Annotated in this window: 12 protein-coding genes, 1 tRNA gene and 1 rRNA gene; 3 read left to right on the forward strand and 11 right to left on the reverse strand. The window is 71.2% G+C overall.

Annotated elements, in window-relative coordinates; all coding sequences use genetic code 11:
* Nucleotides 1-16: 16 nt before the first annotated feature.
* Nucleotides 17-661, reverse strand: coding sequence for a dihydrofolate reductase family protein (locus ACIA8F_RS11450; protein ID WP_399378066.1), 645 nt, complete (start codon nucleotides 659-661; stop codon nucleotides 17-19).
* A 412-nt stretch (nucleotides 662-1,073) separates the two neighbouring features.
* On the opposite strand from ACIA8F_RS11450, the gene ACIA8F_RS11455 reads away from it, so the two are divergent.
* A complete protein-coding gene (locus ACIA8F_RS11455) occupies nucleotides 1,074-1,985 on the forward strand; it encodes an Fpg/Nei family DNA glycosylase (RefSeq protein ID WP_399378067.1) in 912 nt (303 codons plus the stop codon).
* Between the two features lie 36 nt (nucleotides 1,986-2,021).
* On the forward strand, nucleotides 2,022-2,789 hold the full coding sequence (locus ACIA8F_RS11460; protein WP_399378068.1) for an SDR family NAD(P)-dependent oxidoreductase: 768 nt from the start codon (nucleotides 2,022-2,024) through the stop codon (nucleotides 2,787-2,789).
* Nucleotides 2,790-3,436: 647 nt separating this feature from the next.
* Here ACIA8F_RS11460 and ACIA8F_RS11465 read toward each other — a convergent pair.
* The 8 genes from ACIA8F_RS11465 to ACIA8F_RS11500 all read right to left on the reverse strand — a co-directional run bounded on the left by ACIA8F_RS11465 (nucleotide 3,437) and on the right by ACIA8F_RS11500 (nucleotide 17,400).
* Nucleotides 3,437-3,817 (reverse strand): helix-turn-helix domain-containing protein, encoded by a 381-nt coding sequence (locus ACIA8F_RS11465; RefSeq protein ID WP_112451800.1) that lies wholly within the window; start codon nucleotides 3,815-3,817, stop codon nucleotides 3,437-3,439.
* A 109-nt stretch (nucleotides 3,818-3,926) separates the two neighbouring features.
* On the reverse strand, nucleotides 3,927-4,466 hold the full coding sequence (locus ACIA8F_RS11470) for a CinA family protein (protein WP_399378086.1): 540 nt from the start codon (nucleotides 4,464-4,466) through the stop codon (nucleotides 3,927-3,929).
* A 62-nt stretch (nucleotides 4,467-4,528) separates the two neighbouring features.
* On the reverse strand, nucleotides 4,529-5,185 hold the full coding sequence (gene pgsA, locus ACIA8F_RS11475; protein ID WP_399378069.1) for a CDP-diacylglycerol--glycerol-3-phosphate 3-phosphatidyltransferase: 657 nt from the start codon (nucleotides 5,183-5,185) through the stop codon (nucleotides 4,529-4,531).
* The gene (gene rimO / locus ACIA8F_RS11480; protein WP_399378071.1) at nucleotides 5,182-6,675 is read right to left on the reverse strand and encodes a 30S ribosomal protein S12 methylthiotransferase RimO; all 1,494 of its coding nucleotides are present in this window, start codon (nucleotides 6,673-6,675) and stop codon (nucleotides 5,182-5,184) included. Before rimO ends, pgsA begins: the two co-directional genes overlap by 4 nt.
* A gap of 126 nt (nucleotides 6,676-6,801) precedes the next feature.
* Entirely contained in the window at nucleotides 6,802-7,698 is an 897-nt protein-coding gene (locus ACIA8F_RS11485; RefSeq protein WP_399378072.1) for a RodZ domain-containing protein, read from the reverse strand.
* Nucleotides 7,699-7,902: 204 nt separating this feature from the next.
* Nucleotides 7,903-10,719 (reverse strand): DNA translocase FtsK, encoded by a 2,817-nt coding sequence (locus ACIA8F_RS11490; RefSeq protein ID WP_399378073.1) that lies wholly within the window; start codon nucleotides 10,717-10,719, stop codon nucleotides 7,903-7,905.
* 212 nt (nucleotides 10,720-10,931) lie between these two features.
* Nucleotides 10,932-11,618, reverse strand: coding sequence for a two-component system response regulator (locus ACIA8F_RS11495; RefSeq protein ID WP_383946886.1), 687 nt, complete (start codon nucleotides 11,616-11,618; stop codon nucleotides 10,932-10,934).
* A 229-nt stretch (nucleotides 11,619-11,847) separates the two neighbouring features.
* On the reverse strand, nucleotides 11,848-17,400 hold the full coding sequence (locus tag ACIA8F_RS11500) for a HAMP domain-containing protein (protein WP_399378087.1): 5,553 nt from the start codon (nucleotides 17,398-17,400) through the stop codon (nucleotides 11,848-11,850).
* 242 nt (nucleotides 17,401-17,642) lie between these two features.
* Between ACIA8F_RS11500 and ACIA8F_RS11505 the strand changes: the two genes are divergently transcribed.
* Nucleotides 17,643-20,165, forward strand: a complete 2,523-nt coding sequence (locus ACIA8F_RS11505; RefSeq protein WP_399378074.1) for a SpoIIE family protein phosphatase — start codon at nucleotides 17,643-17,645, stop codon at nucleotides 20,163-20,165.
* Nucleotides 20,166-20,571: 406 nt separating this feature from the next.
* On the opposite strand, the gene ACIA8F_RS11510 is transcribed toward ACIA8F_RS11505, so the two are convergent.
* Together ACIA8F_RS11510 and rrf are read right to left on the reverse strand one after the other, a co-directional pair.
* Nucleotides 20,572-20,647 (reverse strand) — tRNA-Thr (locus ACIA8F_RS11510).
* Between the two features lie 5 nt (nucleotides 20,648-20,652).
* Nucleotides 20,653-20,770, reverse strand: a 5S ribosomal RNA gene (gene rrf / locus ACIA8F_RS11515).
* Nucleotides 20,771-20,907: the final 137 nt, after the last annotated feature.

The raw sequence follows: 20,907 nt of genomic DNA on the forward strand, positions 1-20,907 counted from the left end.
CCGAGCGGGGACCGGCTCACTTCCGCCAGAACAGGTGGTGCGTCACCCCGCTCGGGCTGGGCACGACCTCCAGGTGGAAGCGGTCGCGCAGCTCGTCGGGGGACTCCCAGAGCCGCAGCCCGGACCCGAGCTTCACCGGCGAGACCGCGACGTGCAGGGTGTCGACGAGGTCGGCGTCGAGGAACTGCCGGATGGTGGTGACCCCGCCACCCAGCCGCACGTCCTTCCCCTGCGCCGCCTCCCGCGCCCGGGCGAGGACATCGGCCGGCTCACCGCCGACGAAGTGGAAGGTGGTGTCGGAGAGCGTGATCGAAGGCCGCTCGTGGTGGGTCATGACGAACACCGGGGTGTGGAACGGTGGCACGTCACCCCACCACCCCTGCCACGTGTGGTCCTGCCAGGGCCCCCGCTGGGGCCCGAACTTGTTGCGGCCCATGATCTCGGCACCGATGTTGTGCGAGAAGTCCCGGGCGAAGTAGTCGTCGAGCCCCCGGCTGCCGCCGGGCTCGGTCCGATTGGGCCAACTCGCCGTGGCCCCGGCCCAGGCGAACAGCCGCGCGGGATCCGCATCCCCGAAGGGCCTCTCGAGCGTCTGCTCCTCACCGGCACCGATGCCGTCACTGGAAACACTGAAGTTCTGGACCCTCAACAACTGACCCACGAGTTCCTCCTCAACCGCCGATGACAACGATGAGACTCCCCGCCCCACCCAAACTCATCGCCCGAACCACAAACACTGCCCCCCAACCCACCCCCCAGCCACCGCTCGGCCCCCACCCCGGAGCCCGGGCGCCGACGCAGCCCGCAAAACCCGTTCCGGGGCCCGGCCCCCAGGAAACCGGGCCACGGGCGCAGCCCAGGAAGCCCGATCCGGGGCGCAGCCTCATGAATGGGCCCGGGCGCAGCCCCGGGGAAACGGGGACCGGGGGAACGGGCCCCCGGACCACAGCCCCCGGAATCGGGGTCCGGGGCGCAGCCCCGGGGAACGGAGGAAGGGCGGGGCGGGGAGCACGCCCCGCGCAGCGGCGCCCCGCCCGTACCCGCCGAGCCCGAATCCGCAGGAGAATGAACGCATGCCCGAAGGCGACAGCGTGTACCGCATGGCGGCCCGGCTCCGCGAAGCCCTCGCGGGCAAGGAGCTGACCCGCTCCGACCTCCGCGTCCCCCGCTTCGCCACCGCCGACCTCACCGGCCTCACCACCCTCGAGGTCGTCCCCCGGGGCAAGCACCTCCTCATGCGCTTCGGCCACCCGGCAACCGGCACGGCGGAAGAACCCGGCTCCCGCCCGGAAGCCCGCTCCCGCCCGGAAGCCGCCCCCGAGACCCGCCTCACCCTGCACACCCACCTCCGCATGGACGGCACCTGGCGCATCCTCCCCACCAGGACCACACCCACCCCACCCCCCGCACCGGGTGCCCCACGCGCCCCCCGCGCCTCCCGCACACCCCCCGGCCCCGTCCACGAGATCCGCGTCATCCTCGCCACCGCCGACCACACCGCCTTCGGCTACCGCCTCCCCGTCGTCGAACTGCTCCGTACCGCCGACGAGCACCGCGCCGTCGGTCACCTCGGTCCCGATCTCCTCGGTCCCGACTGGGACGAGGAGACCGCCGCCGCGAATCTCCTCGCCACCCCCGCCCGCCCCCTCGGCGAAGCCCTCCTCGACCAGCGCAACCTGGCCGGCATCGGCAACATCTACAAGGCCGAGATCTGCTTCCTCGCCCTGGTCACCCCCTGGACCCCGGTGGGCGACCTCCAGCCCCGCACCCTCCCCCGCATCGCCGCGGCCGCACACCGGCTCCTCGACGCGAACAAGGCCCGCCACCGCAATACCACCGGAAGCCGTCGCCCCGGCCAGGACCTGTTCGTGTACGGCCGCGCCCACCGCCCCTGCCTGCGCTGCGGCACCCCCGTCCGCGAGGCTCCCCAGGACGGCCGCCCCACCTACTGGTGTCCCCGGTGCCAATCCGGCCCGACGCCTTAGTTGACGCCCCGTCAGATCCGGTCGTACCGTCCCCGCATGCCTACACCCAGCGCGTACGAACTCACCGGCCGCACCGCACTGATCACCGGCGCCGCCAGCGGCATCGGCCGGGCCACCGCCGTGCTCCTCGCCGAGGCCGGGGCCGCCGTGCACTGCGCGGACCGCGATGCCGAGGGCCTGGAGGAGACCGTCGCCCTCGTCACCAAGGCCGGCGGCCGGGCCACCGCCCACCCCCTCGACGTGACCGACCGCGCCGCGATCAGGGCGGCGATCGCGCAGGCCGGCCCGCTCGACATCACCGCCGCGATCGCCGGGATCATGCACACCAGCAGCGTTCTGGAGACGTCCGACGAGGACCTGGACCGGGTCCTGGACATCAACTTCAAGGGGGTGCTGCGCACCTGCCAGGAGGCGGCCCGCGCCATGATCGCGGCCGGCCGGCCCGGTTCGATCATCACCATGGCCTCCGGCGCCGTCGACGCCGCCCAGCCCGGCCTGCTCTGCTACAGCGCCGCCAAGGCGGCCGTCGTCCAGCTGACCAAGACCCTCGCCACCGAGGCCGGCCCGCACGGCATCCGCGTGAACGCCGTCGCGCCCGGCTGGATCCGCACGCCCATGACCGGCCGGCACAGCCCAGAGGTCCAGGAGCAGACCGAGGCGGTGATGACCCGGATGTCCCCGCTACGCCGCGTGGGCGAGCCCGAGGACATAGCCCAGGCGGTGCTCTACCTCGCCTCGGACGCCTCGTCCTTCATGACGGGCCAGATCCTTCGCCCGAACGGTGGAGTCGCCATGCCCTGGTGACCGCTCACCCGTAGGCCTCCGGCCCGGCACCAGCCCGTCCCCCGCCGTCACCCAGGGCCCCACCATCACCCAGGGCCCCATCGTCACCCAGGACCCCACCGTCACCCGGAACCCCACCCGCGCCCCCGCCATGGCCCGAGACGCCGCCCCCGGCCCCGTTCCCCGCTCCGCCCCCGTCACCGTGCCCGCCGGCCGCTCCGCGGCGGCGACGGCCGCCCACGGGCCCCGGTACGCAGTGCACCGGCAGCAGCCCCAGCCCCCACCCCCCGACGGCGACCGCACCCTCCACCGGCCCGGCATCGGCCGGTGCCAGCACGAGCCGCAGCACGGCCCACCACCACAGGACGCCCACCGACAGCGCGAGGGCCAGACCCACGGGTATACCCAGCAACCGCCGCACGGCCACCTCCAGGGGCCGGAGACCCGAACGGGCCCATCCTCCCGCACCCCGCCCGCACCCGCACCCCCTCGCGCCGGCCCCGGAACACCACCGCACCCGCCCCGGCGCCCGCACCACATGCACCCGACCCCGCGACGGCAAGGAGCCCCGGCCGGTACCCAAGGGGCACCGGCCGGGGCTCCGGCCACACTCATACGCTCAGCACACGCGCACGCTTCGCGCGCACGGGCAGACGCTCACGCACGCATCACGCGGCTACGACGTTCACCGCTTCCACGGGTGCCTTGATCGTCACCCGTTCCGGGCCACCCGTGACCGAGGCCACGGATACCGAATTGAGCATCGGGCGGACCGGTGCGGACACCGGTTCGCTCGCCGCGGCGGACTGGGCCAGCTCGGCGAGCGAGAGCTCGTCGCTGACTTCCCGCATCAGCTCTGACATCCGTACGTCAAGCGCGTCGCAGATCGCGGAGAGCAGCTCGGAAGATGCCTCCTTCTGCCCCCGCTCCACCTCGGAGAGATAGCCGAGCGAAACTCGGGCGGACGAGGAGACTTCGCGCAGAGTACGGCCCTGGCGCTGGCGCTGCCGACGCAGCACGTCACCCAGCAGGCGACGGAGCAGAATCATCGGTGGCTCCCTCCTCTGACCGTGTAGCCGTAACCTTCACGCCCCACCGTACCGCCTCGCGCGGCGGCCGTGCGGGGAGCGATGTCGTGTTCACTCAGGGCTGCAAACATCAAATCCCCCCGTCCTGTTCCGTATCCTGCCCCCGCAGATTCTCGCGGAGTTCGCTCGCGAGCAGCTCGAGCACTGTCCGTGCACTCTCCCTACGAATTTCCTCACGGGAGCCTTTCAACCGCAGACGGACCGTTTTCCTGCCCGCGGGACCCGCCACGGCGATGAAAACGGTGCCCACCGGCTGTCCGTCCTGCGGGTCGGGGCCGGCCACTCCGGTGGTCGCGATGCCCCAGGAGGCACCGAGCACGCGCCGCACTCCGGCCGCCATCTCCTCCGCGACCTGCGGGTTCACCGCGCCTTCGGCCTCGAGCAACCCGGCGTCCACGCCCAGCACCCGGTGCTTCAGCTCGGTCGCGTACGCCGTGACGGATCCGCGGAAGGACCGGGAGGCTCCCGGGACGGCCGTGAGTTCCGCGGCGACCATGCCGCCGGTCAGCGACTCCGCAACCGCAACCGTACCGTTACTCTCCGCGAGGAGTCGCAGCACGTCGGCCGCGACCGCCCCGGTGTCACCAGCGGGCCCCGCGGCATTCCGCACCGTCGCACCGACCACGGAAGAACCGCCCGTCTCTTGCAGCACCGCGTCATCCCCCGGCAGGTTCACCGCGCGGCACGCTCCGCGGCGAGCCCCTTGCGCCGGAGCACGACGGCCTGGCGGATGTAGTCCAGACCGGTGACGACGGTCAGGACGACGGCGACGGCCATCACCCAGAACCGCAGCGTGGCCAGCGGCCCGGTCAGCGCGAGCACGTACATGCCCACGGCCGTGCCCTGGGCCAGGGTCTTCAGCTTCCCGCCCCGGCTCGCCGGAATCACTCCGTACCGGATGACCCAGAAACGCATGAGCGTGATCCCGAGTTCCCGGCCGAGGATCACCCCGGTCACCCACCAGGGCAGGTCGCCGAGCCACGACAGACACACCAATGCCGACCCCATGATCGCCTTGTCGGCGATGGGGTCGGCGATCTTCCCGAAATCCGTGACCAGGTTGTACGTACGGGCCAGATGCCCGTCGAAGATGTCGGTGATCATGGCGACGGCGAACGCCGCCCACGCCAGCGCCCGCCACTGGGGGTCGTAGCCCCCGTCGGCGAGCAGCAGCATCACGAATCCCGGCACCAGGACCAGCCGGATCATCGTCAGGATGTTGGCGATGTTCCACAGGCTGGCCTGATCGACCGCCGCGGCGCCCAGCTTCGCGCCGGGCGCGGGCCGGCGGCCGGTCCCGCCCGCCGCAGATGCCGGGGCTCCGGTCATCCGGCCGCCTCCTCAAGGTCCACGCCCAGGGGCTCCGCCACGAGGTCCACACCCAGGGTGCCGACCACCTTCGCGGTGACGATACGCCCCGGGACCAGGCCCGCGCCGTCCGTGAAGACGACCTGGCCGTCGGTCTCGGGCGCCTGGTGGGCGGCACGCCCGTAGGCTCCCTCGCCGTCCTCGGCCTCGTCGATCGGGACGACCGTCTCGACGAGCACCTCCAGCGTCTCCCCGATCCGCTCCTCCGCGCGCTGCGAGGTGAGCTCCTCGGCGAGGCGCTGCATGTGGGCGAGGCGCTCGGCGACGGTGTCGGCGTCCAGCTTGTTCTCGTACGTGGCGGCCTCGGTGCCGTCCTCGTCGGAGTAGCCGAAGACGCCGATGGCGTCGAGGCGCGCGTGGGTGAGGAAGCGCTCCAGCTCGGCGAAGTCCGATTCCTTCTCGCCGGGGAAGCCGACGATGAAGTTGGAGCGGACGCCGGCCGTCGGGGCCTTGCCGCGGATGGTGTCCAGCAGCTCCAGGAAGCGGTCGGTGTCACCGAAGCGGCGCATGGAGCGCAGCACGTCGGGGGCCGAGTGCTGGAAGGACAGGTCGAAGTACGGGACGACCTTGGGGGTCGAGGTGAGGACGTCGATCAGGCCGGGGCGCATCTCGGCGGGCTGGAGGTAGCTGACGCGGACGCGCTCGATGCCGTCCACCTCGGCCAGCTCGGGCAGCAGGGTCTCCAGCAGGCGGATGTCGCCCAGGTCCTTGCCGTACGAGGTGTTGTTCTCGGAGACCAGCATGATCTCCTTGACGCCCTGCTCGGCGAGCCAGCGCGTCTCGCCCAGCACGTCGCTGGGGCGGCGGGAGATGAAGGAGCCGCGGAAGGACGGGATGGCGCAGAAGGAGCAGCGGCGGTCGCAGCCGGAGGCGAGCTTGACCGAGGCGACCGGGCTCTTGTCCAGGCGCCGGCGCAGCGGTGCGCGCGGACCGGAGGCGGGCGCGACGCCCTCCGGAAGGTCCGCGGGCGCGGCTTCGGGCTCCTGCGCGTGACCCGGCAGGGCCACGTCGGCGTCCTGGCGCTGGGCCGGGCTGATCGGCAGCAGCTTGCGCCGGTCGCGCGGGGTGTGGGAGGCGTGGATGCCGCCGTTGAGGATGGTCTGGAGGCGGTCGGAGATGTCGGCGTAGTCGTCGAAGCCGAGTACTCCGTCGGCCTCGGGGAGCGCTTCGGCAAGCTCCTTGCCGTAGCGCTCGGCCATACAGCCGACGGCTACAACGGCCTGGGTGCGGCCGTGATCCTTGAGATCGTTGGCCTCCAGCAGGGCGTCTACGGAGTCCTTCTTCGCGGCTTCGACGAAGCCGCAGGTGTTGACGACGGCTACGTCCGCATCGGCGGCGTCCTCGACGAGCTCCCAGCCATCCGCCGCCAAGCGGCCTGCGAGCTCCTCCGAGTCCACCTCGTTACGGGCGCAGCCAAGAGTGACAAGGGCGACGGTACGGCGTTCGGGCATGGACTCAAGACTACTTCGTCCCGGCACCGGCCCCCGCCTCCCGTCCCGGACGGCAAGATCCCCGGGGTGCGGCGCGCCACCCCGGGGATCCGGAACGTTCTATTCCCTGCTGGTCAGCCCTGCTGGTCAGCCTGCCTGGGCCTGGCCCTGACGCGGGTCGTCCTTGGTGTATGTGAGACGTTCCACCTGTCCTGGCTGGAACTCGTCCTTGATCTCCTTGCCGTTCACGAAGAGCTTCACGACCCCGGCATCGCCGAGCACCAGGTCGATGGACTCCTTGTCCGTGAACGTCTTCGACTGACCCTGCTGGAGGGTGCCGTCGAAGAGGAGCCGTCCGCTGTGGTCCTTGGCCGAGATCCAGCTCTCGCCGTCGTTGGCCGTCAGGACGACCGTGACGAGGTCCTTGGGCGCGGCGGCGATGGCGCTGTCCGAGGGCTCCGGCTTCGGGGACGTGGGCGCCGGCGGCGCCTGGACCGAGGGCTTGGAGGCGTTCGGGGTGGGTGCGGGCTTGGGCGCGGCGGAACCTTCGGCCACCGGCCGCTTGGTCTTCTCGTCGGCGCCGCCGAAGGCCGTGAAGCCGACGAAGCCGATCACGGCGACGATGGCGGCAACCATGGCGGCGGTCCAATTGGGCCGCTGCCGTTCGGGGCGGATCCGCTCGGCTTCGAACATCGGCGCGGCGGGGGTGGGTGCCGGCCGGCCGCCGTGGGCCGCGTCGTACGACTCGATCAGGGGTTCCGGATCGAGGCGCACGGCACGGGCGAGCGTACGGATGTGGCCGCGGGCGTACACGTCGCCGCCGCAGCGCGAGAAATCGTCGGATTCGATGGCGTGCACGATCGGGATGCGCACGCGGGTGGTGGAACTGACCTCGTCGACAGTCAGCCCGGCGGCGATCCGGGCCTTCTTGAGGGCCGTCCCGATGGACGGCTCTTCGACGGAACGTTCGACGATGCGGTCCTCGGACCGGTCGTCGGTCGAAGGCCGCTCTTCTTCGGGGGAGTTGGCGTTGCCGATGGACACGAGGGCGCCTTTCGAGCGTGTAGCCACCTGCTGGAAGTCCAGTCTAGGGGGGTGACGAAAGGGTGGAGCAACCGGAGGGGCGCCTCCCTACGCCATACGAATGGCCAGGGGGCTCCCGCCCGGTGCGGCGGCCCGGAACGGACCACCGTCTCCCTCAACTAGACACGCGGCCCGGGGAAACGGTTGCCCCCGGTCCTTTGCCCGTTACTCGGGAGTCTCCCCGCGGATCACCGCGAGCACGCCGTCCAGCTCGTCGGCCTTCAGCAGCACGTCGCGCGCCTTCGACCCCTCGCTCGGTCCGACGATCCCCCGCGACTCCATGAGGTCCATCAGCCGCCCGGCCTTCGCGAACCCGACGCGCAGCTTGCGCTGGAGCATCGAGGTGGACCCGAACTGGGTGGAGACGACCAGCTCGGCCGCCTGGCACAGCAGGTCGAGGTCGTCGCCGATCTCCTCGTCGATCTCCTTCTTCTGCTTCTGCCCGACGGTGACGTCGTTGCGGAAGACGGGCGCCATCTGGTCCTTGCAGTGCTGCACGATCCCGGCGATCTCGTCCTCGGTGACGAAGGCGCCCTGGAGCCGCACCGGCTTGTTCGCGCCCATCGGCAGGAACAGCCCGTCGCCCTTGCCGATGAGCTTCTCGGCGCCCGGCTGGTCGAGGATGACCCGGCTGTCGGCGAGCGAGGAGGTGGCGAAGGCGAGGCGCGAGGGCACGTTCGCCTTGATCAGACCGGTCACCACGTCCACCGAGGGCCGCTGGGTCGCGAGCACCAGGTGGATGCCGGCCGCGCGGGCCAGCTGGGTGATGCGGACGATGGAGTCCTCCACGTCGCGCGGGGCCACCATCATCAGGTCGGCGAGCTCGTCGACGATCACCAGCAGGTACGGGTACGGGCTCAGCTCCCGCTCGCTGCCCGGCGGCAGTTTGATCTTGCCGTCGCGGATCGCCTGGTTGAAGTCGTCGATGTGCCGGTACCCGAAGGCCGCCAGGTCGTCGTAGCGCAGGTCCATCTCGCGCACGACCCACTGGAGCGCCTCGGCGGCCCGCTTGGGGTTGGTGATGATCGGCGTGATGAGGTGCGGGATGCCCTCGTACGCCGTCAGCTCCACCCGCTTGGGGTCCACGAGCACCATCCGGACATCCTCCGGGGTGGCCCGCACCATCACCGAGGTGATCAGGCAGTTGATGCAGGAGGACTTTCCGGAACCGGTGGCTCCGGCGACCAGGACGTGCGGCATCTTCGCCAGGTTGGCCATGACGTAGCCGCCCTCGACGTCCTTGCCGAGCGCCACCAGCATCGGGTGGTCGTCCTCGGCCGCGTCCGCCAGCCTGAGCACGTCCCCCAGGTTGACCATCTCGCGGTCGGTGTTCGGGATCTCGATGCCGACCGCCGACTTGCCCGGGATCGGGCTGATGATGCGCACGTCGGGCGAGGCCACGGCATAGGCGATGTTCTTCGCCAGCGCCGTGATCCGCTCGACCTTCACGGCCGGGCCGAGCTCCACCTCGTAGCGGGTCACCGTCGGCCCCCGGGTGAAACCGGTGACCTTCGCATCGACCTTGAACTCCATGAACACGTTCGTCAGCGAGGCCACGACCGCGTCGTTCGCGGCGCTGCGGGTCTTGCCCGGTCCACCCTTCTCCAGCAGGTCCAGCGAGGGCAGGGAGTACGTGATGTCCCCGCGCAGCTGGAGCTGCTCGGCGCGGGGCGGCAGCGCCTGGGCCGGGGGCGGGGTCTTGGTCAGGTCGGGCACGGACAGCGTCCCGGAGGCCGCAGCGGTGGTGTCGTGCGGCGGGGCCGCGGCCCCGGCAGCCTCGGCCCCGGCGGGCTCGTCCTTCCGGGCCGGCTTCCCCCCGCCCGCGGGGCCCTCCTCCCGGGCCGGCGGAACCGGGGCGGTGATCTCCGTGCCCCCGCGCTCCGCCGAGATGCCCTGGGTGAGGTCGGCGACCAGCGGGGAGGGCGGCATTCCGCCGTACACCACCCCGTCCAGCGCGGCGGCGGCCGCCGCGGCCACGTCGACGGCGTCCATCCCGCGATCCATGGCCGGCCGGCCCGCGGCCCGCCGGGGGCGCCGCCGCCGGGCGAGCGCCTCCTCCTCGGCGGCCTCCGACGGGTCCCCCGGCCCGGCGGCGCCGGAGCGGGCCCGCCACTGCTCGGCATCGTGCCGGTCCGCGGCGGCCGAGGCCGCGGGGTCCCCGTGCTCCGCGTACTCCTCGTCATAGGCGTTCGGAGCGATCACCCCGAGCCGGATCCCCGCGCTCCGCAGCCGCTGCGGGATCGCGTTGACGGGGGTCGCGGTGACCACCAGCAGCCCGAACACGGTGAGCAGCACCAGCATCGGCACGGCCAGCGGTGCGCCCATGGTGAAGATCAGCGGCTTCGAGGCGCCCCAGCCGATCAGCCCGCCGGCGTTCTGCATGGCGGTGGTGCCCTCGTCGCGCCCGGGGGCTCCGCAGGCGATGTGCACGAGCCCCAGGACTCCGACGACCAGCGCGGAGAGCCCGATGCCGATGCGGCCGTTGGCGTCGGCCTGTTCGGGATGGCGGATGAAACGTACCGCCATGACGCCGAGCAGGACCGGCACGAGCAGGTCGAGCCGCCCGAAGGCGCCGGTGACCAGCATGGTCACCAGGTCCCCGACGGGCCCGCTCAGGTTCGACCAGGTCCCGGCGGCCACGATCAGCGCGAGCGCGAGCAGCAGCAGGGCGAGGCCGTCCTTGCGGTGGGCCGGGTCGAGGTTCTTCGCGCCCTGGCCGATGCCGCGGAAGATCGCACCGACCGCGTGCGCGATGCCGAGCCAGAAGGCGCGCACCAGCCGCAGCACTCCCCCGGTGGGGGACGGCGCGGGTTTCGGCGCGACCTTCCTGACGGGGCCGCGCTTGGCGGCGGGCGCCGCCTTCTTCGCGGGCGGCTTGCGCGCTGGGGCAGCCTTCTTCGCCGGCGCCGTCGTACGGCCGGTGCGGCCCTTCGCGGTGCCCGCCGTGCTCTGGGAACCCTTACCGGACGTACTTGAGGCCATGCGCCCGAGGTTACCGGTGCGCGCGCCGGTGGACACGCGTGCCCACCCCTTCACCCGTTCGTGTCGTCCGGGTACCGGGCGGGAGACGCCCGCGCCCTCGGCCCGTACGGGCGGCCCGCCCTGACGTCCCGCCAGACCTGACGGCCCGCCAAGCGGGCCCGCCCGCTGCCCTCCCGGGTCGCGGACGGCCTCCGCGGAGCCGGCAGGCGGAGCTAGCTGTGGGCGGGCAGTACGGGAGCCCCGCCGCCGGTCCCCGGCTCCAGCGCGTCGAGCGCCCGCCGCAGCCCGGTGAGCTTGCGCTCCAGGTGGGCGGCGGTGGCCACCACCGAGGGATCGGCCGCTTCCTCGCCGAGCTGCTTGGTCAGCGCCTCCGCCTGCTCCTCCACGGCGGCGAGCCGCGCGGAGAGCTCGGCCAGCAGGCCGGCGGTCTCCTTGGAGCCGTCCACCGCGCCGTTGGAGCCGCCGCCCTCCAGCTGGAGCCTCAGCAGCGCCGCCTGCTCGCGCAGTTGGCAGTTCTTCGTATACAGCTCGACGAACACCGAGACCTTGGCCCGCAGCACCCACGGGTCGAAGGGCTTGGAGATGTAGTCCACCGCACCCGCCGCGTACCCGCGGAAGGTGTGGTGCGGACCGTGGTTGATCGCCGTGAGAAAGATGATCGGGATGTCCCGGGTCCGCTCGCGCCGCTTGATGTGCGCGGCCGTCTCGAACCCGTCCATGCCCGGCATCTGCACGTCGAGCAGGATGACCGCGAAGTCGTCCGTCAGCAGCGCCTTGAGCGCTTCCTCCCCCGACGACGCCCGGACCAGTGTCTGATCGAGCGCGGAGAGGATGGCCTCCAGCGCCAGCAGATTCTCCGGCCGGTCGTCGACCAGGAGGATCTTGGCCTTCTGCACCATGCCCTGTCCTCCTCGCCCCGGCATGGGGCCTCCCCGGCTCCTGGCTCCGGCCTGTGCGCCGGGCCCCGCCCCAGAGGACGGCATCCTTGCGCCGTCCGTCCTTGTGCCGGTCATCGTAGCCCCAGTCCCGAGATCGCCACACCCTGTCACCAAGATGTCACAGCGCACGAACCGGAAACGTGCCGGACGGGCAGAAGGTTCCCTCGGGAGTCACCTTCCGCCCGCCCGGTCACGCCCCGGCCCCGCGCATGTGCCCTTCCATGACCGACAGCAGGTAGTCGGGCTCGACCGGCTTGGTCACGTAGTCCGAGGCACCGGACTCGATCGCCTTCTCCCGGTCCCCCTTCATGGCCTTCGCCGTCAGGGCGATGATCGGCAGCCCCTCGAACTGCGGCATCCGCCGGATCGCCGAGGTGGTCGCGTACCCGTCCATCTCCGGCATCATGATGTCCATCAGCACGAGCGCCACGTCGTCGTGCTGTTCCAGGACCTCGATGCCCTCCCTCCCGTTCTCCGCGTACAGCACCGCCAGCCCGTGCTGCTCCAGCACGCTGGTCAGCGCGAAGACGTTGCGCACGTCGTCGTCCACGATCAGCACCCGCTCGCCGTGGAAGTCGTACGTCCGCGGCGTCGAGGGCAGCGGCTCCTCCACCGACCAGGCCTCCGCCTCGCCCTGCCCGGGCACCTCCGCCCGCAGCGGCGGCTCGGCCATCGCCTTGCGGCGCCGCCGGAACAGCGCCGAGGAGCCCTGCCCGGCCGGTTCCCCGGCCCGCGGCAGCGCCATCGGCGACACGGGTCCTACGGGGCCCTGCGCCACCGGCGCCGCCGGCAGTTCGGGCCGCGCCTCCTCGGCGGCCGGGCGGCGGTACAGCTCCCCGCGCGCCCCGCCGGGCGTCAGCGGCGCGTACCCCTGCGGCGGCAGCTCGCTCGGATGCAGCGGCAGGTACAGCGTGAAGGTCGACCCGCGGCCGGGCTCGCTCGCCGCGTGGATCTCCCCGCCCAGCAGCCGGGCGATCTCCCGGCTGATGGACAGCCCCAGGCCGGTGCCGCCGTACTTGCGGCTCGTCGTCCCGTCGGCCTGCTTGAACGCCTCGAAGATCACCAGCATCTTGCTCGCGGCGATCCCGATCCCGGTGTCGGTCACCGAGAAGGCGATCAGATCGGCGTCGGCCTCCCGCAGCGAACCGGCCTCCAGCAGCTGCTCGCGGATCGCGATCGGCACATCGGCCCCGGCGGGCCGGATCACCAGCTCCACCGCCCCGGTGTCGGTGAACTTCACCGCGTTCGACAGCAGGTTGCGCAGTACCTGGAGCAGCCGCTGCTCGTCGGTGTGCAGAGTCGCCGGCAGCTCCGGGGAGACCCGTACCGAGAAGTCGAGCCCCTTCTCCGCGGTCAGCGGCCGGAAGGTGGCCTCCACGTAGTCGACGAGCTGGACCAGCGCGATCCGCGTCGGGGAGACGTCCATCTTCCCGGCCTCGACCTTCGACAGGTCGAGGATGTCGTTGATCAGCTGGAGCAGGTCGGAGCCGGCCCCGTGGATGGTCTCGGCGAACTCCACCTGCTTGGGCGAGAGGTTCTCGTCCGCGTTGTCGGCGAGCAGCTTGGCCAGGATCAGCAGGGAGTTGAGCGGGGTCCGCAGCTCGTGCGACATGTTCGCCAGGAACTCGCTCTTGTAGCGCATCGAGACCGCGAGCTGCTCGGCGCGCTCCTCCAAGACCTGCCGGGCCTCCTCGATCTCGGTGTTCTTCACCTCGATGTCCCGGTTCTGCTGGGCCAGCAGCTCGGCCTTCTCCTCCAGCTCGGCGTTGGCGGCCTGGAGGGCCTTCTGCCGGTTCTCCAGCTCGTCGGAACGCTCGCGCAGCTGCTCGGTCATCTCCTGCGACTGCTTGAGCAGCATCTCCGTCTTGGAGTTGACGGAGATGGTGTTGACGCTCGTGCCGATCATCTCGGCGATCTGGCTGAGGAAGTCCTTCTGGATCTGCGTGAAGGGCTGGAAGGAGGCCAGCTCGATGACGCCGAGCACCTTCCCCTCGAAGAGCACCGGCAGCACGATCACGTGCGCGGGCGGGGCCTCGCCGAGCCCGGAGGAGATCTTCAGGTAGCCGGGCGGGGTGTTCTCGATGAGCACCATCCGCTTCTCCTCGGCGACCATCCCGATCAGTCCCTCCCCCGGCCGGAAGGAGATGGGCATCTGCCCGCCGGCGTACGCGTAACTCCCGCGCATCCGCAGCTCGTACGAGCCGTCCGCGCCCCCGTCGGTCCCGATCTCGGTGGTGCCCCCGGTCGGCAGCGCCAGGAAGAACGCCCCGTGCTGCGCGGAGACCACCGGGGTCAGCTCGCTCATGATCAGCGAGGCCACGTCGTCCAGCTCGCGGCGGCCCTGCATCAGGGCGGAGATGCGGGCGAGGTTGCCCTTGAGCCAGTCCTGCTCCTTGTTGGCCAAGGTGGTGTCGCGCAGGTTGGCGATCATCGTGTTGATGTTGTCCTGGAGGACCTGGATCTCGCCGGCGGCGTCCACGTCGATCTTCAGGTTGAGGTCGCCGCGGGTCACCGCGGTGGCCACGGCCGCGATGGCGCGCACCTGCCGGGTGAGGTTCCCGGCCATCTCGTTCACGGACTCGGTCAGGTCCCGCCAGGTCCCGTCCACGTCCCGCACCCGCGCCTGGCCGCCGAGGATGCCCTCCGTACCCACCTCGCGGGCGACCCGGGTCACCTGGTCGGCGAAGGAGGAGAGCTGGTCGACCATCGTGTTGATCGTGGTCTTGAGCTCCAGGATCTCCCCGCGCGCATCGATGTCGATCTTCTTGGTCATGTCGCCCTTGGCGATGGCGGTCGTGACCATGGCGATCTGCCGCACCTGGCCGGTGAGGTTGGAGGCCATGAAGTTCACCGAGTCGGTGAGGTCCTTCCAGGTCCCGGAGACCCCGGGCACGTGCGCCTGGCCGCCGAGCCTGCCCTCCGTACCCACTTCGCGGGCCACGCGCGTGACCTCGTCGGCGAAGGAGGACAGGGTCTTGACCATGGTGTTGACGGTGTCGGCGAGCTGCGCGACCTCGCCGCGCGCCTCGACGGTGACCGTCTTGGTCAGGTCGCCGTTGGCCACCGCGGTCGACACCTGCGCGATCCCGCGCACCTGGGCGGTCAGGTTGCCGGCCATGGTGTTGACGTTGTCGCTGAGGTCCTTCCAGATGCCGGTGACCCCGCGCACCCGGGCCTGGCCGCCGAGGATGCCCTCCGTACCCACCTCGCGGGCCACCCTCGTCACCTGCTCGGCGAAGGAGGAGAGCTGGTCCACCATCGTGTTCACGGTGGTGACGAGCTCCAAGATCTCGCCCTTGGCATCGACGGTGATCTTCTTGGAGAGGTCGCCCATGGCGACCGCCGTGGTCACCTCGGCGATGTTGCGGACCTGCGAGGTCAGGTTGTTCGCCATGAAGTTGACGGACTGGGTGAGGTCCTTCCAGGTGCCGGAGACCCCCTTCACCTCGGCCTGGCCGCCCAGGATGCCCTCGGTACCCACCTCTCGGGCCACCCTCGTCACCTGCTCCGCGAAGTTCGAGAGCTGGTCGACCATCGTGTTGAGGGTGTTCTTCAGCTCCAGGATCTCGCCCCGGGCATCGACCTCGATCTTCTGCGACAGGTCGCCGCGCGCCACCGCGGTGGCCACCTGAGCGATGTTGCGGACCTGCGAGGTCAGGTTCCCGGCCATGCCGTTCACCGAGTCGGTCAGGTCGCGCCACACGCCGGCCACGCCGGGCACCTGCGCCTGGCCGCCGAGCCGGCCCTCCGTACCCACGTCCCGGGCCACCCGGGTCACCTGCTCCGCGAAGGCCGAGAGCTGGTCGACCATCGTGTTGATGGTGTTCTTCAGCTCCAGGATCTCGCCGCGGGCGTCCACGTCGATCTTCTGCGAGAGGTCGCCGCGGGCCACCGCCGTGGTCACCTGGGCGATCTGGCGCACCTGGGAGGTCAGGTTCCCGGCCATGAAGTTGACGGAGTCGGTGAGCTCCTTCCAGGTGCCGGACACCCCCTCGACCCGCGCCTGGCCGCCGAGCCGGCCCTCCGTGCCCACGTCCCGCGCCATCCGCGTGACCTGGTCGGCGAAGGAGGACAGCTGGTCCACCATCGTGTTCACGGTGTTCTTCAGCTGGAGCATCTCGCCGGAGACGTCGACCGTGACCTTCTGCGACAGGTCGCCGTTGGCCACCGCCGTCGTCACCTGGGCGATGTTGCGGACCTGCCCGGTGAGGTTGCGGAAGGCGGTGTTCACCGAGTCGGTGAGGTCCTTCCACGTCCCGGCCGCGCCGGGCACCTGCGCCTGCCCGCCCAGTTCGCCCTCTACGCCGACCTCACGGGCCACCCGCGTCACTTCCGCACCGAAGGACTGGAGCTGGTCCACCATCGTGTTGACGGTGTTCTTCAGCTCCAGCATCTCGCCGGCCACGTTCACGGTGACCTTCTGCGACAGGTCGCCGTTGGCCACAGCCGTCGTCACCTGCGCGATGTCGCGCACCTGAGTGGTGAGGTTGCGGAAGACCGTGTTCACCGAATCGGTGAGGTCCTTCCACGTCCCGGCCGCACCCGGCACCTGCGCCTGCCCGCCGAGCAGGCCCTTGGCGCCGACCTCGCTGGCCACGCGCGTGACCTCGTCCGCGAAGGTCCGCAGCGTCTCGGTCATCTGGTTGATCGTTTCGGCCAGCTGCGCGACCTCGCCGCGCGCGCTGACCCGGACCTTCTGCGACAGGTCGCCGTTGGCCACCGCCGTGGTCACCTGCGCGATGCCGCGCACCTGGGCCGTCAAGTTGCCCGCCATGGTGTTGACGGAGTCGGTCAGGTCCTTCCACACGCCCGCGACCCCGGGCACCTTCGCCTGGCCGCCGAGCTCGCCCTCCGTACCCACCTCGCGGGCCACGCGGGTCACCTCGGAGGAGAACGAGGAGAGCTGGTCCACCATCGTGTTGACGGTGTTCTTCAGCTGGAGCATCTCGCCGGCCACGTGCACCGTGACCTTGCGCGACAGATCGCCCTTGGCCACCGCCGTCGTGACGAGAGCAATGTCACGCACCTGGGCGGTGAGCCGGTACGCCATCGTGTTGACGGAGTCGGTCAGATCCTTCCAGGATCCGGACATTCCGCGCACTTGCGCCTGGCCGCCGAGCTTGCCCTCGGTGCCCACCTCCAGCGCCACCCGCGTCACCTCGTCGGTGAACGCGGAGAGCTGGTCGACCAGGTTGTTGACCGTCCGCCCGACCTTCAGGAACTCCCCGCGCAGCGGGTGCCCGGCCCCCTCCGCGGCCTGGGTCCGCAGGTCCATGCGCTGGTCGAGGTCACCCTCCGCGACCGCCGACAGCACCCGGCCCACCTCGGACACCGGCCGGGCCAGGTCGTCGACCAGCTGGTTCGAGGCGTCGATCGCGGCCGCCCAGGAGCCCTCGCAGGCGCCTGTTTCCAGCCGTTCGCTGAGCTTGCCCTCACGGCCGACCATCCGGCGCACGCGGGACAGCTCACCGGTCAGGTGGAGATTGCGGTCGGCGACCTCGTTGTAGACGGCGGCGATCTCCGCCATCACCCCGTCGCCGGACACCGTCAGCCGCTTGCGGAAGTTCCCGTCCCGCATCGACACCAGGGCCGTGAGCAGCCTGTTCAGGGCCGCGGTATCGACTTCCGTCGTCGTGCCCCGCCGGGAGCGACCTCCCTTCGGGCGCGTTCCCGTACGCCGCACCGCCGCGCCAGCCTCCACCGTGTCCCTCCCGAAAGGGTCGACCACTGTTCCACCGGGCATCTTGTTCATCAGACTGCGTCCACTTACGCCGTGCCCACTTACTCCGTGCCCATCTCCTCGGACCTACGTGCTGTCCGACTCCAAGCCTGCCCAGTGTTTCACCCCGGTCTAACCCGGCCATAACACTCCGGCACCATCGCACACCCGCCGTACCCTGCGGGTGGATTCCAGGACGACGGCACCATGGCGACCGCGAAGGTAAGTAACCTGGCATCCGTTGTCCACCGCGTCGAAGGAGACTTGTGATCACGGCACGGGCGGCTGCCAGTTTCGATCCACAGGGGCGCTCGGTCGCTGCTGCCCGCGCATTCGTCCGCGACACCCTCCAGGGATGGGGATTCGCGGACATCGTCGACGACGCGGTGGTCCTCACCAGCGAGCTCGTCACCAACGCCGTGGTGCACGCGGGAACCCGCGCCGAGGTCCTGTGCCTGCGCACCGGCGACGGCGTACGGGTCGAGGTCGCCGACCGCTACCCGGAGCGCGAGCTCCCCCTCCAGCACCCCGGCGACCGCCCCTACGCGGATCCCGACCGCGAGAACGGCCGCGGGCTCATGCTCTGCGCCGCCCTCGCCACCCGCTGGGGTGTGGAATACACGGCCACGCACAAGCACGTGTGGTTCCGGCTCGACATGCCGGACCGTCCGGTCGGTACCCGCTCTGCGGGGCCCGTCGTGCCCGACCAGCTCCTCCCCCTGGCCGACAGCCGGGTCCGCGTCGCGGTCCTGCAGATCGACTCCGCCGGCACCGTCTCCGCCTGGAACGAGGACGCCGAGATCATCTTCGGGCACCTCGCCTCGAAGGCGGTCGGCCGCCCGCTCGCCGAGCTCGCCGCCTGGCCGCAGACCCCCGGCACCGGCACCGGCATCGCCGAGGCCCTGCGCCTGTCCCGCTGGGAGGGCAGCTACGGCATTCGCGGCGCCGACGGCCGCGTCATCCCCGTCTACGCCTCCCACCTGCGGGTCCGCGATGCCCACGGCGAGCCCTCCATCGTCTGCCTGCTCGTGCACGACGACGAGCGCGCCCTGCTGCAGAGCCCGGTACGGGTCCCCCTGGACGGCGGCCACCTCACCGAGACCCGCCCCACGGACCCCTTCGAGATCTTCATCGGCTCCCCCGCCCCCGACGACCTCGACGGCCTCCTCCAGCGCACCGTGGAACGCGCCCGCGACCTCCTCGACGCCGACTCCGCCTTCCTCCTCCTCGCCACCGACGACGAGACCGAGCTCGAAGTCCGCGCCACCACCGGCCTGCCCTCCACCCGCCAGCGCTTCGCCCGCGTGCCCGTCGAAGCCGGCACCAACCGGTACGGCAGCGCCCGCATGCCCGCCGTCCACGAGGACCTCGTCGTCGTCCCCGGCGCCGTGCCCCTCCTCGAAGCCACCGGCATGCGCTCGGCCATCACCGTCCCCCTCAAGGTCGAAGGCCGCCTCACCGGCTCCCTCGGGGTCGCCGCCGAAATGCCCGGCCGCTACTCCAACGACGACGCCCTGCGCCTGCAGTTCGCCGCGGACCGCATCGCCCTCGCCGTGGAATCGGCCCGCCTCGGCGAGCTCGAACGACTGCGCCGCGGCTCCCTCTCCTTCCTCGTCGAGGCCTCCGACCTGCTCGCCGGCACCCTCGACCGGGACCAGACCCTGGCCCTCATGGCCCAGATGACCGTCCCCACCCTGGCCACCTGGTGCGCCGTCTACACCATCGCCGACCAGGCCTCCGACCCGTTCCTCTCCTACGTGCTGCACGAGGACGAGGAACGCATCGACGGGCTGAAGGCCCTGCTCTCCCAGGTCAGCCCGCCCGAGCCGGTCCGCGAGTCCGGCGCCCGCCCCTGGCCCGAGACCTCCCTGGCGGTCGGCGGCGAGGCCGTGGTGCTCCCGCTCCTCGCCCGCAACCGCGTCATCGGCATGCTGACCCTCGGCAAGCCCTCCGAGGAGCACTTCCGGCAGGAGATCCTCGAACTCGCCGAGGACCTCTCCCGCCGCGCCGCCCTCGCCCTGGACAACGCCCGCCTGTACTCCGAGCGCACCGCCATCAGCCGCTCGCTCCAGCGCAGCCTGCTGCCGCCCGGCTCCCCCACCATCCCCGGCATCGAGGTCGAGGTCATCTACCGCGCGGCCGGCGAGGGCAACGAGGTGGGCGGCGACTTCTACGACGTGTTCCCGATCCGCCCCGGTGTGTACGGGTTCGCCATCGGCGACGTCTGCGGCACGGGCCCGGAAGCGGCCGCCGTCACGGGCCTGGCCCGCCACGCCCTGCGCCTCCTGGCCCGCGAGGGCCTCGGCGGCCCGGCCGTCCTGGAGCGCCTGAACGCCGCGATCCTCGACGAGGGCGACCGCAGCCGCTTCCTCACCCTCCTGTACGGCGAGCTGCACCCGCAGCCCGACGGCGGCGCCCACATGAAGGTCGTCTGCGCCGGCCACCCGCTGCCGCTGCGCCTGCGCCCGAACGGCGAGGTCACCTCCGCCGCCGAACCGCAGCCCCTCCTCGGCGTCCTCGACGACCTGGACCTCTACGAGCAGACCCTCACCCTGGACCCGGGCGACGTCCTGCTCTGCGTCACGGACGGCGTCACCGAACGCCGCGAGGGCACCCGCATGCTCGGCGACGACGGCCTCGCCGAGGTCCTCACCACCTGTACGGGCCTCACGGCCGGCGCCGTCGCCTCCCGCGTCCTGCGCGCGGTGGAACGCTTCGCCGCGGAACCTGCCTCCGACGACATGGCCATCCTCGCCTTCCGCATCCCCCGGCAGCGCGACGGCGACTGAGCACCATCGCGCCGCCCGCCCTACCTGCGGGGCCCCGGCACCAGGATCATGAACGACGGGGCCGCCATCTCCCCGGTCCAGGGCACACTGCCCGTCTCAACGGCCATGTCAGGGCCTGTACCGGACGGTGAAGGGGACAGGGACGGGGACAGGGACGGGGACCAGTGGGCGCCGTCGCCGGCCAGTGCCGTCCGGACCGTGTGGGCGAGCTGTCGAATCCGTTCGCTGCTCATGAGGTTCCTCCCGGGATCGAGGGCCTTGGAACTCCTGCTGATCCCATTGCGCCCCGAACCCCGCCCCCGGTCACGGCCCGAAGACTCGGGGCTTGACAGAGACCCCCGACCCTTCTCAAAAACCGACAGGAAACGCAAAAAAGCCCCCGCCAATGGCGGGGGCCTTCTCGTTTTGGAGCCCTTTAACGGAATCGAACCGTTGACCTTCTCCTTACCATGGAGACGCTCTACCGACTGAGCTAAAAGGGCGGGTTGTTCGGCGGCGTCCTACTCTCCCACAGGGTCCCCCCTGCAGTACCATCGGCGCTGAAAGGCTTAGCTTCCGGGTTCGGAATGTAAACCGGGCGTTTCCCTAACGCTATGACCACCGAAACACTATGAAGTTAACCAACCGGATATAAACACAGTTCGTTACTTCAGAACTAACACAGTGGACGCGAGCAACTGAGGACAAGCCCTCGGCCTATTAGTACCAGTCAGCTCCACCCGTTACCGGGCTTCCACATCTG

Source organism: Streptomyces sp. NPDC051563, assembly GCF_044454225.1.
Lineage (GTDB): Bacteria > Actinomycetota > Actinomycetes > Streptomycetales > Streptomycetaceae > Streptomyces.

Coding starts and splice junctions, on each gene's coding strand:
- pgsA (WP_399378069.1), bottom strand. CDS start 5,185: ATGACCGGAGCCCCGGCATCTGCGGCGGGCGGGACCGGCCGCCGGCCC.
- ACIA8F_RS11455 (WP_399378067.1), top strand. CDS start 1,074: ATGCCCGAAGGCGACAGCGTGTACCGCATGGCGGCCCGGCTCCGCGAA.
- ACIA8F_RS11490 (WP_399378073.1), bottom strand. CDS start 10,719: ATGGCCTCAAGTACGTCCGGTAAGGGTTCCCAGAGCACGGCGGGCACC.
- rimO (WP_399378071.1), bottom strand. CDS start 6,675: ATGCCCGAACGCCGTACCGTCGCCCTTGTCACTCTTGGCTGCGCCCGT.
- ACIA8F_RS11500 (WP_399378087.1), bottom strand. CDS start 17,400: ATGCCCGGTGGAACAGTGGTCGACCCTTTCGGGAGGGACACGGTGGAG.
- ACIA8F_RS11460 (WP_399378068.1), top strand. CDS start 2,022: ATGCCTACACCCAGCGCGTACGAACTCACCGGCCGCACCGCACTGATC.
- ACIA8F_RS11495 (WP_383946886.1), bottom strand. CDS start 11,618: ATGGTGCAGAAGGCCAAGATCCTCCTGGTCGACGACCGGCCGGAGAAT.
- ACIA8F_RS11465 (WP_112451800.1), bottom strand. CDS start 3,817: ATGATTCTGCTCCGTCGCCTGCTGGGTGACGTGCTGCGTCGGCAGCGC.